The sequence below is a fragment of the Neobacillus drentensis genome, from assembly GCF_036962765.1.
In the GTDB taxonomy this organism is placed as follows: domain Bacteria; phylum Bacillota; class Bacilli; order Bacillales; family Cytobacillaceae; genus Neobacillus; species Neobacillus drentensis_C.
The window spans coordinates 544-13,693 of record NZ_JBALOS010000247.1 but is presented as its reverse complement, the minus strand read 5'-3'; the positions used below and the strand labels follow the sequence as shown (position 1 = coordinate 13,693).

17 protein-coding genes are annotated in these 13,150 nt (G+C 36.4%); 13 read left to right on the top strand and 4 right to left on the bottom strand.

Annotation, left to right across the window (positions count from 1 at the left end; translation table 11 throughout):
• Positions 1-119 precede the first annotated feature (119 nt).
• Positions 120-731 (bottom strand): CPBP family intramembrane glutamic endopeptidase, encoded by a 612-nt coding sequence (locus V7137_RS25285; protein ID WP_335700631.1) that lies wholly within the window; start codon positions 729-731, stop codon positions 120-122.
• A 144-nt stretch (positions 732-875) separates the two neighbouring features.
• Here V7137_RS25285 and V7137_RS25280 point away from each other — a divergent pair, with 144 nt between their 5' ends.
• Positions 876-995, top strand: coding sequence for a DUF6254 family protein (locus V7137_RS25280; protein WP_256358011.1), 120 nt, complete (start codon positions 876-878; stop codon positions 993-995).
• 67 nt (positions 996-1,062) lie between these two features.
• Here V7137_RS25280 and V7137_RS25275 read toward each other — a convergent pair whose 3' ends face one another.
• Positions 1,063-1,251 (bottom strand): YkvS family protein, encoded by a 189-nt coding sequence (locus tag V7137_RS25275; protein WP_218345799.1) that lies wholly within the window; start codon positions 1,249-1,251, stop codon positions 1,063-1,065.
• A 247-nt stretch (positions 1,252-1,498) separates the two neighbouring features.
• On the opposite strand from V7137_RS25275, the gene V7137_RS25270 reads away from it, so the two are divergent.
• The 12 genes from V7137_RS25270 (at position 1,499) to V7137_RS25215 (ending at position 11,409) form a co-directional block, all read left to right on the top strand.
• Positions 1,499-1,693, top strand: a complete 195-nt coding sequence (locus tag V7137_RS25270; protein WP_335700630.1) for a hypothetical protein — start codon at positions 1,499-1,501, stop codon at positions 1,691-1,693.
• Between the two features lie 128 nt (positions 1,694-1,821).
• A complete protein-coding gene (locus tag V7137_RS25265) occupies positions 1,822-2,772 on the top strand; it encodes an AAA family ATPase (protein ID WP_335700629.1) in 951 nt (316 codons plus the stop codon).
• Positions 2,769-3,905 (top strand): DUF58 domain-containing protein, encoded by a 1,137-nt coding sequence (locus V7137_RS25260; protein WP_335700628.1) that lies wholly within the window; start codon positions 2,769-2,771, stop codon positions 3,903-3,905. Before V7137_RS25265 ends, V7137_RS25260 begins: the two co-directional genes overlap by 4 nt.
• A 56-nt stretch (positions 3,906-3,961) precedes the next feature.
• Entirely contained in the window at positions 3,962-5,185 is a 1,224-nt protein-coding gene (locus tag V7137_RS25255) for a hypothetical protein (protein WP_335700627.1), read from the top strand.
• Positions 5,186-5,531: 346 nt separating this feature from the next.
• Positions 5,532-5,798 carry a phosphocarrier protein HPr gene (locus V7137_RS25250; RefSeq protein ID WP_144548718.1) on the top strand — a complete coding sequence of 89 codons (267 nt, stop codon included), beginning with the start codon at positions 5,532-5,534 and terminating at the stop codon, positions 5,796-5,798.
• The gene (ptsP, locus tag V7137_RS25245) at positions 5,798-7,510 is read left to right on the top strand and encodes a phosphoenolpyruvate--protein phosphotransferase (RefSeq protein ID WP_335700626.1); all 1,713 of its coding nucleotides are present in this window, start codon (positions 5,798-5,800) and stop codon (positions 7,508-7,510) included. The genes V7137_RS25250 and ptsP overlap by 1 nt, the downstream gene beginning before the upstream one ends.
• A gap of 237 nt (positions 7,511-7,747) precedes the next feature.
• Positions 7,748-7,894 carry a hypothetical protein gene (locus V7137_RS25240; RefSeq protein WP_335700625.1) on the top strand — a complete coding sequence of 49 codons (147 nt, stop codon included), beginning with the start codon at positions 7,748-7,750 and terminating at the stop codon, positions 7,892-7,894.
• A gap of 109 nt (positions 7,895-8,003) precedes the next feature.
• The gene (locus V7137_RS25235) at positions 8,004-8,639 is read left to right on the top strand and encodes an FMN-dependent NADH-azoreductase (protein ID WP_335700624.1); all 636 of its coding nucleotides are present in this window, start codon (positions 8,004-8,006) and stop codon (positions 8,637-8,639) included.
• A 125-nt stretch (positions 8,640-8,764) separates the two neighbouring features.
• Entirely contained in the window at positions 8,765-9,550 is a 786-nt protein-coding gene (locus V7137_RS25230; protein WP_335700623.1) for an SDR family oxidoreductase, read from the top strand.
• Between the two features lie 91 nt (positions 9,551-9,641).
• Positions 9,642-10,115, top strand: a complete 474-nt coding sequence (locus tag V7137_RS25225) for a hypothetical protein (RefSeq protein ID WP_335700622.1) — start codon at positions 9,642-9,644, stop codon at positions 10,113-10,115.
• A gap of 166 nt (positions 10,116-10,281) precedes the next feature.
• On the top strand, positions 10,282-11,160 hold the full coding sequence (locus tag V7137_RS25220; RefSeq protein ID WP_335700635.1) for an NAD(P)-dependent oxidoreductase: 879 nt from the start codon (positions 10,282-10,284) through the stop codon (positions 11,158-11,160).
• A gap of 69 nt (positions 11,161-11,229) precedes the next feature.
• Positions 11,230-11,409 carry a hypothetical protein gene (locus tag V7137_RS25215; protein ID WP_335700621.1) on the top strand — a complete coding sequence of 60 codons (180 nt, stop codon included), beginning with the start codon at positions 11,230-11,232 and terminating at the stop codon, positions 11,407-11,409.
• A 51-nt stretch (positions 11,410-11,460) separates the two neighbouring features.
• Here the strand turns inward: V7137_RS25215 and V7137_RS25210 are convergent, their stop codons facing one another.
• Together V7137_RS25210 and V7137_RS25205 are read right to left on the bottom strand one after the other, a co-directional pair.
• Positions 11,461-12,615, bottom strand: coding sequence for an aminotransferase A (locus V7137_RS25210; RefSeq protein ID WP_335700620.1), 1,155 nt, complete (start codon positions 12,613-12,615; stop codon positions 11,461-11,463).
• A 160-nt stretch (positions 12,616-12,775) separates the two neighbouring features.
• Positions 12,776-12,976, bottom strand: coding sequence for a hypothetical protein (locus tag V7137_RS25205; protein WP_335700619.1), 201 nt, complete (start codon positions 12,974-12,976; stop codon positions 12,776-12,778).
• Positions 12,977-13,150: the final 174 nt, after the last annotated feature.

Genomic DNA, 13,150 nt, shown 5'->3' with positions numbered 1-13,150 from the left:
AGCGCAGCGACGAGGAGGCTCGCCTGACCGCCCGCGGAAAGCGAAGCTTCTTTCGCTTCAATCAACAGGCAAGTTTAACAGAGCCAAAAATAAAAAAACAGTCGTTAGCAACTGCCTTTTTAATGTAAAGGTAAAATTATAAACAGCATCAGGTCAAATATGATATGAGAAACGATCACTAAGGGCATACTCTTTTTCCATAAATACAAATATCCCCAAAATAAACCTGATAGATAAGCAGCAAGGACTAACAGAAACGAGCCAGAATAAATATGCGCTGAAGCATACAGAAGTGATGCGGTTAAAATACTTAATCCTGGTTTGAACTTTTTGTTCAGTCTCTTTTGGATAAAACCACGCCAGAAAAGTTCTTCTCCTGGGGCTGCAACTAATACAAGAGCAAGGTATTGCCAGAATAAAGTCGGGGCGAACCAATTGTAAAGATTTTTAAGACTTGTATCATATGGAAGGTGGAGAATCTTCATGCCTCTTATGCCAAGCCAAAAAACCAAATATAGAACTAACCCGCTTATTGCCCCTAGAAAAATATAGTGAATAAAGGATGCGTCGTCATCAACTTCTTCCTGAAACATGGCGTAAGCGATTAATACCAGTACAGATCCAGTAAATATATACCAAAAGATCGCCTTATCATGAAATGAAAAAAATAAAAGGCCGTGAGCAAGAATTAAACCAATAAGTAGAAGAGGGTCTTGGAAGAATTTTTTCATTACGCGATCTCCTTTTTAGAAACATAAAATTTATTTTATCAAATAAGTTTTTCAAATGGAAATCATTACATCGCTGATTTTACGGTTTCCTAAGGTTAGAACAGGAAGAAAAGAAAAAAATAATAAAGGAAGGGAGTGAAAGAAATGAGCAAATCAAAAAGTGAACAAGAACGAGAATGGACTGTCCGGAAACAAGATCAAAATCCACATGGAAAAGTAAAACCCTTAAAGCAATTGGCAAATGAAGCTGGGAAAGGTCAATAACTTTCCAATTGAAACAAAAAAGAAAAGGCAGCCATTACACGGACTGCCTTTTCTAGCATTCTAGTATTTAATAAGCGCTTTCTTTTATAACTTTATAGTTTTTGTGATTGACAACTGTTCGCTGATCTAATTCCAAATCACGATAATTATCCATAAATGTAAGGTCGACTATGACAGAATTTTCATTTACCTTTTCAACAATCCCTTTCAGGCCACCACGGAATTCTATGATATTCCCTACTTCAGCTTTTCTCATTAAGACCCTCTCCTTTGCCTCAATAACTATAAATGAAATCCAGTTAAATAACAGTTTGCACTACTTTATTCATTTCGTAAAGGCTTTTATTTGACAATTATGTTAATTCTTTATTAACAATATATTTATATGAGAAAAAAGGCAACAAAAGAATAGAAAACGCTTTCAAAGATTCTTTTGAATTTCAATGTTGGCTTAATAAAAGGCAGATACGATAGAATAAAATCAGGTAAAGGTGGTGTTTAGAATGAAGGAAGAAATGATTACTGATATTTTGGATCGCCTCATGACAGGTGAACTCTCGGAGTATTATGTCACAAATGATCAGTTTATGGAATTTCGTCAGGTGCTGGTAAAAAGAAAAGATTTTAAGCATTTCCGTGGTATTGGTCAGAGAGGCGGGGAGGTATTGTATCAATATTTAAATGAACCAAGAAGTTAATTAAATTTTTCAAGGAGTTTCTCGGGAAAGAGAACTCCTTTTTCTATGTTTTTGGAAAAAATGAAAAATTTTGTTAAAATAAAAAGGTCTACATACAAATTGAATGGGTTTCTTAGGGGGATGACAGAATGGCATTAACAGAGAACATAGAAAAATTAAAGACTGAGATAAGTAAAGTGATTGTCGGAATGGATACAGAAGTGGAATTAATGGCAATTTCTTTATTGTTTAACGGACATATTTTACTTGAAAGTATGCCCGGTACAGGGAAAACCATGCTTGCCAAGAGTTTTGCAGCTGCAATAGGCGGCGAGTTTTCACGAATTCAGTTTACTCCGGATGTCCTGCCAAGTGATGTGACTGGTATTCATTTTTTTAATCCAAAAGTGCAAGAGTTTGAATTACGTCCGGGTCCGATTATGTCAAATATTGTTTTAGCCGATGAAATAAATAGAGCAACCCCCAGGACCCAGTCAAGCTTACTGGAGGTAATGGAGGAGCGGCAAGTCACGATTGATGGTGTAACAATTCCGTTAAAGGAGCCCTTTATGGTGATTGCAACACAAAATCCTGTTGAATCTCAACAAGGAACCTTTTCCTTGCCAGCAGCCCAAATGGACCGGTTTTTTATTAAAATAAATGTTGGATATCCCGTTTATGAGGATGAAAGAAGAATTATGCAAATTCATCGTGGGGACAAAATAATGAGCAATCTAGCTCAAATATTTTCGATCCAGGATATTAAGGGATTAAAGGCAGCCATAAATAAAACACATATTTCAACTGAAATCGAAGATTACCTCCTTGCCATCGTTAGAAAAACGCGAGAGTTTAATAGCATTGAACTAGGTGTTAGTCCAAGAGGTACGTTAGCACTGATGAAAGCGGCACAGGGAAAAGCCTTCTTGAGCGATCGTACATATGTTACGCCAGCAGATGTGAAGGCAATTGCACCTTATGTCCTTGGGCATCGAATGATCCTTTCACTCGAAGGTGCTTTAACAAAAACACCTGAAATGATTATCGAAGAAATCCTTGATACCATTCCTGTTCCAGTAGAAGCGGGGGCAAATGGATGATTTGGAACAAATACACGGTATTAGATCAAAGAATTACCGGCATATCCGGCTTGGCTTTGATCCTAGTCATCGTAAGTATGTATATTCATTCTCATTTAACGTTTTTTCTAGCCATCTTTTTCCTAACGATTGCATGGACCAATCAACGTTATTTAAAAAAAGCAGGTGAACAGCTTTTATTTGAAAATCTTTATGAAAAAAAATACTACTTTGTTAACGATAAGGGACAATGGTTTATTACTTTACGTAATGATGGTTTCCCCATTATTAATGGTGGTTTAAGGGTATTCTTTGACTCGTCTGTAGCGCCAGTAAATGAAGAATCCGAATCCAGTCTCTCAATGTTTGAAATTTCCGTTCCCATCTCTTTGTACAAGAATCAGACTAAACAAATAATGATCCCTTTTTCGGCAAAATACAGGGGAATTGCTAAAATACGCAGACTAGAATTTCATGTCCCCAGTCCTCTAGGGTTAGGGGAAACGATTTTAGAATCAAAACGATTCTTAAACCAACAAGCTGTTGTTTATCCACAACCACTTTTAGTACAAGGTTTAAGAGAACAAATGTCGATGCTTCAAGGAAAAAGCATTGTCCCTATCTCTGTATTTGAGGATCGGCATAGTCCATTAGGTACAAGAGACTACCTTCCATCAGATAGTTTCAGTCAGATTCATTGGAAAGCATCGGCTCGAAAACAAATTTTGCAAACTAAAATCAATGAAAAAATGACGGAAAAGGGAATAAATATTACCCTAAACATTTCGAATGGACATTCTATAAATGGTGAACTCGAAGAATTAATTAGCGGTCTCACTGAAATTGCTTATTATGCTTTTAATAGGCAAATTCCATATTCTATGTGTATCAATGTTCGAACCTCGGGAAGCACACCTTTTCTTTATCTCTCTTTGGGAGAGGGGAAGGAGCATTTACAAAAAGTATTGGAAGCGCTCGCTTCCATAAGTATGCAGAATACGAGTTTACCATATGAGCATATGCTTTCTTTTTATAACAGGCATTTGCCTGTTCAGCCAATTCTTGTACACGCAGGGATTAGAACGGAAGAAACAAATCGAACCCTTTTATATATGGCTCATAAAGGGACTGAATTATTTGAACTTAAAATTTAACAGCAGCAAGGAATGTTAGGAAAAATGCCAATTCATCAAGAGAGTAGGAAACTGCTATGATGAAACGTTTGACAGAAATATCGAGCCATTTTCTTTTGGAATTAAACTTAAGTATTCTTTTTCTGTTCCTATTTTATATAAATAAACAAGAATTGCCGCCTATTCTCTTGTTAGCTATTTTATGCTTTAGCAGTATTCTCTTATTTATTATTATTCTTGAAAAATATCGTAATAAAGGAAAAGGGCTTTTTTTCGTAACCATTTTCCCTGTACTGATTGTGGCAGGGTACCTAGCAGGTTTATCTATTTTTGTGGGTTTTGTACTCGCCATGTTTGTATTTTGGCGGGGACTTTCCTTGTACGAAGATGCCTCACAGCAATCTGAAATATTCTTGCTTTTATTGTCATTCCTAGTCGGGATCCTTGCTATTGTTTATTCAGGAATGAGTCATTACCCATATCAAAACCAGATTATCATCCTTCTAATTATTCAAGTTTTATTAGTTATTATTGGCGGTTTTATAAAAAAATGGAATACGATGATAACTGATAAATCAAAGTTTGCGATATATTTGATAAAAATTCTTGCAGCAATTACTGTAATTGGCGTAACGGTTACGTTCTTATTGAAATATATTCAATTGTTGTTTTTTACTATTTTAAAATTATTCGTATTAGTTTTTTCTAGTATTGTTGAACCTATTTTAAATCTTCTCAACTTGCTGTTAAGTAGAAATGAAAGTAAAGAAAGAAAATTACAACCCTTGGAGGAAAGTGATGTCCTTCAAGAAGCCGATAAGTACCAGGGGCATTCATATGGAATTAAAGACGATATCCTCTATTCAATTCTCTTCGCGGGAATAGTTGTCTTTATCCTTTATTTGATTTACAAAAGGCATTTACGACAGAAGAAAGAGTCGGATAGTTCATCCCCTCTCGTGAAAATTTTTGAAGGGTCATTCAAATCCAACCAAGTTTCCTTTAGACGAAAGAAAGGAAAGCCTCCGGAAGATTTGATTAGAAGAGAAATATTCGACTTGGAAAATTATGCTCAGAAAAGGAAATTAGGACGTCTTCCCTACGAGACGCTAAGCGAATGGTGGCAGCGAGTAGGCATTACAGAGTCCGAGGAATTAATTGAATACTATAATAAAGTCCGCTATGGCGGGGTTATCTATTCAAAAGAAGAAGCCACCCAAATTTCAAAGGAAATTCGCCAATTAAGGCAAAGACTAAAAGATATTTATAAAAATAAACCAGATAAAAATATGTTGCTATAATTAAAGTTCATTGTTGATTGGAGCGGAAATCAACAGGCAAGTTTAACCAAAACTAATAAAAAATATGATAGATTTTGATTGTTTTTGACAGATTTGTGAACTATGATATAAAATAGATTTTTCAGTTGTTTGAACCAGTCCAAACGTGATATTCTAGCAATTGTATGAAACAATACATAATCATGAGAGTGAATATTCATTACATGATTGTTTTCTTTTTGGAAAAAATAACTGAAAAGAAGTGATTTTTTCTCTTTAGTTAGTTAACGATTTAGTTGACTAAATGACGAGAAATGTTTATTTTTAATGAAGTATATTTTATATAAATTAAAGGAGATTGATTAGCATGTCAGAAAAGCAATTTAAAATAATCGCAGAAACAGGTATTCACGCTAGACCAGCTACTTTATTAGTTCAAACAGCAAGCAGATTTGATTCTGAAATTCATTTAGAATATAAGGGTAAAAAAGTAAACTTAAAATCAATTATGGGTGTTATGTCTCTTGGTGTTGGCCAAGGTGCTGATATTACTATTTCTGCAGAAGGAAACGACGCAAACGATGCTTTAAATAGCCTTGAAGAAACATTGAAAAAAGAAGGATTGGCAGAATAATGACTTTTTTACATGGGATTGCTGCATCAAACGGTATTGCTATTGCAAAAGCTTACCGTCTTGTTGAACCAGATTTATCATTTGAATCAAGAACCATTGAAGATACTGCTGCTGAGGTGGACCGTTTCCGCAAGGCAATGGAGAAATCTAAAACAGAACTTGAAGCAATTCGTGACCGTGCCAAAGTTGACCTTGGGGCGGATAAAGCAGCCATTTTTGAAGCACATCTACTTGTATTAAGTGACCCTGAATTAAACTCACCAATTGAAGATAAAATTCAGTCCGATAAAGTAAATGCCGAGTCTGCGTTAAAAGAAACAGCAGATATGTTCATTATGATGTTTGAACAAATGGATAATGAATATATGAAGGAACGTGCAGCTGATATTCGTGATGTAACGAAGCGGGTCTTAGCTCATTTACTAGGCGTGCAGCTTGTCAATCCAAGTATGATTGCGGAAGAAGTAATTATTGTTGCTGAAGATTTAACTCCTTCAGATACAGCACAATTAAACAGACAATTTGTCTTAGGATTTACAACAAACATTGGTGGACGTACCTCACATTCAGCAATTATGGCTCGATCTATGGAAATTCCAGCCGTAGTTGGAACGAAGACAGCTACTGAAGAAATCAATAATGGAGATCTTGTGATTGTTGATGGTTTAAAAGGTGAAGTACATATTAATCCAACTCCTGAACTTGTGGAACAGTATCGTAAAATTCATGATGAGTATGAAGTTCAAAAAGCAGAATGGGCCAAGCTTGTCAATGAACCAACTGTAACCAATGATGAACACCATGTTGAATTAGTAGCTAATATCGGGACTCCAAAGGATTTAAAAGGAGTAATTGAAAATGGCGGTGAAGGTGTAGGTCTATACAGGACTGAATTCCTTTACATGGGTAGAGATCAGCTTCCAACAGAAGAAGAACAGTTCGAATCCTATAAAGCGGTTTTAGAGGGGTTAAATGGAAAGCCTGTGGTGGTTCGTACTCTTGATATCGGTGGAGATAAAGAACTTCCATACCTGGATCTGCCAAAAGAAATGAATCCATTTTTAGGCTTTAGAGCTATTCGCTTATGTTTAGAAGAGCAAGACTTATTCCGTACTCAACTTAGAGCGTTGTTACGGGCAAGCACCTATGGAAACTTAAAAATCATGTTCCCAATGATTGCAACTCTAGATGAGTTCCGTGCTGCAAAAGCAATTCTTGAAGAAGAGAAGCAAAAACTTCTTGCTGATGGCCAAAAAGTTGCTGATGGAATCGAACTTGGAATCATGGTCGAAATCCCGTCAACTGCAATCTTAGCGGATCAATTTGCAAAAGAAGTAGACTTCTTTAGTATCGGAACCAACGATTTAATTCAATATACAATGGCTGCTGACCGGATGAATCAGCGTGTCTCCTACTTATATCAGCCGTATAGCCCATCCATTTTACGATTAGTAAAAATGGTTATTGATGCAGCGCATGCAGAAGGAAAATGGACAGGTATGTGTGGAGAAATGGCAGGGGATGAAACAGCTATTCCAGTTTTAATCGGGCTTGGACTTGACGAATTTTCAATGAGTGCCACTTCCATCTTAAAAGCTCGTTCACAAATCAAGAATCTGAAAAAATCTGATATGGAAAAGCTTGCGCAAGAAGTTTTAAATATGCAAACAACCGATCAGGTTATTGAAGCGGTTAATGCCGCAACAAAATAATATAGTACACTGAAAAGACCGGCTGAAGATGAGCCGGTCTTTTTTTGTCTCGAATAATTTTTTGATTTTTCATATTACTATCTTTTTTATTATGGAATTTTGAGTATAATAATAGGTAATACATAATACATAATACCTATTTTTGGTTAGTTCTTATGGATGATAAATGTACAGAAATAGGAAAATATGGTAATAAATACACATGATAATGTTGGAAAAGTGGAGGTGAATGGAATTATGGAACAAAAGCCCGTACATTATGATGGAAGTGCACAACTAGGTCATGCAACAAATGACGCATTGGTTAATGAGCCATTCCAGTTGACTGATGAAATGAGAATGAACATTGGTCGTAACCCTTACTCCCTCGATACAAATGAATAAACAATCTAAGAAAAGGATTTGTCTTCGGGCAAATCCTTTTTGATTATTTTCCTGCATTATTACAGATAATAATATTGTTGTCTTTATTCAAAAGAAAGGTGGTGCATCAATGGTACGTGTTTTGTATATTACGGCACATCCTCACAATGAAACACAGTCCTATAGTATGGCAGTAGGTAAAGCATTCATTGATAGCTATAAACAAATCAATTCCGGTGATGAGGTCATACATCTAGATTTGTATAAGGAAAATATACCTCACATTGATGCAGATGTGTTTAGTGGGTGGGGGAAACTTCGCTCTGGTCAAGGCTTTGATGATTTAACAGAAGAAGAAAAGCAAAAGGTCGGCCGTCTTAACGAGCTTAGTGAGCAGTTTGTGAGCGCTGATAAATATGTGTTTGTCACGCCTTTATGGAATTTCTCATTTCCACCCATTATGAAGGCGTATCTTGATTCCGTATCTGTTGCAGGAAAGACCTTTAAATATACCGAACAGGGTCCAATCGGTCTATTAACGGATAAAAAAGCATTGCATATTCAAGCCCGAGGGGGATTTTACTCAGAGGGGCCTGCAGCCGAAATGGAAATGGGGCACCGTTATATAAGTGTTATGATGAGTTTCTTTGGAGTTCCTTCACTAGAGGGGCTGTTTGTGGAAGGTCATAATGCCATGCCTGACAAGGCTTCAGAAATAAAAGAAAATGCGATTACCCGGGCAAAGGATCTAGCCCATACATTCTAAAGATCTACTCGAATATGGGAAAAGAGGCAGTTAAAAACTGTCTCTTTTTTTTATTGTTTTTACCAAGTATTCCCTTGATATATCCTGTATACTAGAAGTAGATTTATGAAGGAGGAATCATAAAAATGGAGTTAAATTTAACCGGGAAAACTGCTTTGGTGGTTGCTTCTAGCCAAGGCTTAGGGTTTGCCATAGCCGAACGTTTAATTAAAGAGGGAGCAAATGTTATGCTTTCTGGCCGGGATGAGGAGAAGCTCAGACAAAAAGCAAGTCAGCTTGAATCTATCGGATTAGGAAAAGTGGCCTATCAAAAAACGGATATAACGAATGTGAATGACATTAATCAGTTGGTAAAAATAACAGCAGAAACGTTTCAAAGAATTGATTTACTAGTTAATAATGCTGGTGGTCCTCCTGCAGGTTCATTTGAAGAATTAACTGATCAAGATTGGCAGAAGTCCTTTGAATTGAATTTATTATCATACGTTCGAATGATCCGTGCGGCATTACCTTATTTAAAACAGCAGGGCGGGAAAATTTTAAACATCGCATCTACTTCAATTAAAGAACCAATTCCAGGATTAATTCTATCGAACACTTTCCGGACTGGTATAGTCGGCTTATCAAAGACACTAGCTTCGGAGCTGGCTCCATATAATATTTTAATAAATACGATTGCTCCTGGTCGGATTGCCACAGACCGCACAAATCATTTAGATCAAGTGAATGCCGATAAACTTGGTGTTGACAGAGAGACAGTTGAATTACATGTAAAGGCAGGAATTCCCTTAAAGAGATACGGTACACCAGAGGAATTTGCAAATGTTGCGGCTTTCTTGCTGTCCGATGCAAATTCCTATATGACAGGCAGTTCATTTTTAGTAGACGGAGGGATGATTAAAGCGATCTAAAAATAAATAAATTTTTCCTATATTAACCTTTCTTTACGTTTATTACCGGTGTATTTTGGCAATGGTAAAAATATTAAGGGAGTGTTATAAAATGCTGAAAAATATTCGATTAATAACCGTTTTGCTCTTGGTACTATGTGGGTCTATGATATTAAACGGCTGTGGTTTACTATTTTCAAATGAATTAATTGTTAATCGTTATGCAGACGCTCTGTTGACAAAAAATAACGAACTACAATTTCGTTTTCGAATTAACAATGAAATATTAGCAGGGCAACAATTATATAAGGTGAAAGTAACGATTCATGATGACAAGTTAGCTGAGGCAATTGGTAAACGAGAGATAGTTTATGGAGAAGATCAGGTGCTGAACGGGGAATATTTAGAAGTAAAAGGAAAAAGTGAAAAATATATTTTTATGGACCCTCTGCCTCTAAGAGAAGATTTACATATTTATGACCTTAAAAATATGATTGAAAAGAATAATGCCGTTTCAATTGAAGTATTTAATAATCAAGAGGTATTCGGCCGTGCTTATCTAACAAACTTTTCATCAGAGTTGTAAATAGTGATTATGTTATCAAATAAAAGGGCAAAATAAAATTGTGCATAATATTGGAGATGGAGCACAAAAACCGGAGCGACTGGGACGTTCCGGTTTTTTTTATGCAAACTTTTTTATCAATAATGCTAAAATATAGAAGAAAATAAACATGAGAGGAAAGATTATTTTGCTTACACCAGAAAATACAGTAATTGGTTTTATTGGCACGGGGGTTATGGGAAAAAGTATGGCAGGGCATTTAATAAATGCAGGCTATTCTTTAGTCGTTTATTCAAGGACAAAGGAAAAAGCACAAGATCTATTGAATCATGGAGCCGAGTGGGTGGCGACGCCAAAAGAGGTAGCTGAAAAGGCATCTGTCACTTTCACAATGGTTGGTTATCCCACTGATGTGGAGGAAATCTACTTCGGAGAAAATGGTTTAATTCATAATGGAACATCAGGTAGTTATCTAATCGATATGACAACCTCAGCGCCGTCACTGGCAATTAGAATTTATGAAGAAGCTAATAAAAAGGGAATCCAGGTCATTGATGCACCGGTATCAGGTGGAGATGTGGGAGCAAAAGAAGCAAAGCTCTCGATTATGGTTGGTGGTGAAACGGATGCATTTGAAGAGGTTAAGCCACTACTAGAGCTTTTAGGCACAAATGTAGTTTATCAAGGTAAACCAGGGGCAGGCCAGCATACAAAAATGTGCAACCAAATTGCGATTGCATCAAACATGATTGGTGTTTGTGAAGCTATTATTTATGCTGAAAAAGCGGGTCTGGATCCTGAAAATGTCCTAAAAAGTATTACAACGGGAGCTGCTGGAAGCTGGTCGCTAAGTAATCTTGCTCCGAGAATGTTAGCAGGGAATTTTGAACCTGGTTTTTACATAAAACATTTTATTAAGGATATGAAAATTGCGATAGATGAAGCAGACCGAATGGGGATGGAGGTACCTGGGCTCTCTTTAGCAAAATCTTTATATGATCAATTAGCCGAAATGGGCGAAGAAAATAGCGGGACACAAGCGCTTTATAAATATTGGCAGAGCTAACTCTAATGAATAAATTCTTCCTATCTTCTTGAAACTAAAAGAGAAACCTTTATATAGGAGGAATGGTTAATGGCTAAACGGACAAAAAAGAACGATGCTAAACAAAAAAACAAACAGGGGTTTGATTCTGCAGTTGCAAACGAAGAATTCGCTGCTGAATTCGGTTCAGCTGCTGCTAATCAAGCACATAAAGAAAAGGCAAAAAAGGAAAAGGCTCCAAAAAACAATGGGAAATATAAAGGACAGTAATCCTCTAAGACTAAGGCCCTCACAATCAATGTAAGGGTCCTTAAGTTTTTTTTATTTAAAGTTGATTAAAAATTGTTCTAACCGGTTTAGACCTAGCTCTAATAAATCCATAGAGCATGCAAACGATAACCGGAAATAACCTTCTCCATATTCTGAAAAAGCACTGCCTGGAACAACGGCTACTTTAGTTTCTTGAACAAGTTTCAGGGCAAAGTCAAAACTGTTTAATGCGACAGCATCAGGGATTTTAATAAAGAAGTAAAAAGCACCATCTGGCTTGATTACATCAAGTCCCATAGTGGTTAAACGCTTGAAAACATACTCTCTTCTTTTTAGATATTCTCTTTTCATCACAAGTGCATCATCAATGCCTGTCGTTACAGCCGCTAGGGCTGCCTTTTGTGCGATCGATGTTGCACAGGAAATATTATATTGATGGACCTTTAAGATATGGTTAGTAATGCACTCAGGCGCAAATAAAAAGCCAATTCTCCAGCCAGTCATCGAATGCGATTTGGACAAACCATTTATAACAATCGTTTGTTCTTTTAGAAAGGCAGCAATTGACTTATGTGGCTGGTCATAGGTAAGCTCACTGTAAATTTCATCTGCAAGGATAAAGATATTTTTATTTTTAAGATAATTTGCTATTTCTCTTAGTTCAGATTCTGTGAGACTTACTCCCGTCGGATTAGAAGGGTAGGGGAGTACGATACAGCGTGTATTTTCGGTAATAAAGGGTTTGATCATGTCTAAAGTGAAGCGGAACTGATTTTGACGAATATCGACGTGAACGGGGATCGCTCCCATCATTTTAATAATTGGTTCATAACCAGGATATATCGGCCCCGGTAATAAGACTTCCGAACCTTCTGTTAAAATAGTCCGAAAAGCAATATCGATTGCCTCGCTTGCTCCTGCAGTAACGATTACCTCTGACTCAGGTTTATAATCCAAGCCATATTTAATGTTAACAAAATGACAAGCAGCTTCCCTTAATTCTATGGTCCCAGCATTATGGGTGTAGGATGTGAAATTTTCTTCAATCGCTGTTATTCCAGCAGCTTTTACATGCTCTGGAGTAGGAAAATCAGGCTGCCCGATTGTAAAAGAAATTAAGTCATCAACATGGGCTACCATATTAAAAAACTTTCTTATTCCCGAAATTTCGATATTTTTTACACGTTGATTAATTAAGTGTTCCAACATTGTCCATCCTTCCGAGTGAGGATTCATTGATTTTTATGTATTAAATAATTATAGACTATTTTTGGGTGAAGTTTCTACTTTATATATAGTAAAAAACGATCTGTGACTCAGATCGTTTTTTGTGGGAGTGGGAGTTTATATTAATTGTTAACGTTTCTTAATAGCCATATTCCCAGTCAACTTCATCTTCATGCCAAAATACTGGTGACACTGATCCGAAGTTAACCATTTTATTATCGAGTTTGCAATTACATTGTTCGCAACCACATTGCTCTTTTATTTCTTCATAAATAGAATGATCAACATCTTCAATAAACGTTACCTTTTGTTCCTGAAAAAGAATCGCTGTTCCTCTCATTGGTCAAGCACCTCTTTGAATGATTTATCTTCAACTGTATTGTAAATCTCCAATTATTAAGCGTCTATATATTTGAGAAGTTGTTCACAAAATCATCACGAAGTCGTCGCGAAATATGACAAATTTTCCATAATAAAAGGCTGCGTTAAACTTGCTTGTTGATTTCCGCTCCAA

Bases quoted from the DNA above. Each gene is read 5' to 3' on its own strand.
- V7137_RS25285 (WP_335700631.1), bottom strand. From the start codon at position 731: ATGAAAAAATTCTTCCAAGACCCTCTTCTACTTATTGGTTTAATTCTT.
- V7137_RS25280 (WP_256358011.1), top strand. From the start codon at position 876: ATGAGCAAATCAAAAAGTGAACAAGAACGAGAATGGACTGTCCGGAAA.
- V7137_RS25275 (WP_218345799.1), bottom strand. From the start codon at position 1,251: ATGAGAAAAGCTGAAGTAGGGAATATCATAGAATTCCGTGGTGGCCTG.
- V7137_RS25270 (WP_335700630.1), top strand. From the start codon at position 1,499: ATGAAGGAAGAAATGATTACTGATATTTTGGATCGCCTCATGACAGGT.
- V7137_RS25265 (WP_335700629.1), top strand. From the start codon at position 1,822: ATGGCATTAACAGAGAACATAGAAAAATTAAAGACTGAGATAAGTAAA.
- V7137_RS25260 (WP_335700628.1), top strand. From the start codon at position 2,769: ATGATTTGGAACAAATACACGGTATTAGATCAAAGAATTACCGGCATA.
- V7137_RS25255 (WP_335700627.1), top strand. From the start codon at position 3,962: ATGATGAAACGTTTGACAGAAATATCGAGCCATTTTCTTTTGGAATTA.
- V7137_RS25250 (WP_144548718.1), top strand. From the start codon at position 5,532: ATGTCAGAAAAGCAATTTAAAATAATCGCAGAAACAGGTATTCACGCT.
- ptsP (WP_335700626.1), top strand. From the start codon at position 5,798: ATGACTTTTTTACATGGGATTGCTGCATCAAACGGTATTGCTATTGCA.
- V7137_RS25240 (WP_335700625.1), top strand. From the start codon at position 7,748: ATGGAACAAAAGCCCGTACATTATGATGGAAGTGCACAACTAGGTCAT.
- V7137_RS25235 (WP_335700624.1), top strand. From the start codon at position 8,004: ATGGTACGTGTTTTGTATATTACGGCACATCCTCACAATGAAACACAG.
- V7137_RS25230 (WP_335700623.1), top strand. From the start codon at position 8,765: ATGGAGTTAAATTTAACCGGGAAAACTGCTTTGGTGGTTGCTTCTAGC.
- V7137_RS25225 (WP_335700622.1), top strand. From the start codon at position 9,642: ATGCTGAAAAATATTCGATTAATAACCGTTTTGCTCTTGGTACTATGT.
- V7137_RS25215 (WP_335700621.1), top strand. From the start codon at position 11,230: ATGGCTAAACGGACAAAAAAGAACGATGCTAAACAAAAAAACAAACAG.
- V7137_RS25205 (WP_335700619.1), bottom strand. From the start codon at position 12,976: ATGAGAGGAACAGCGATTCTTTTTCAGGAACAAAAGGTAACGTTTATT.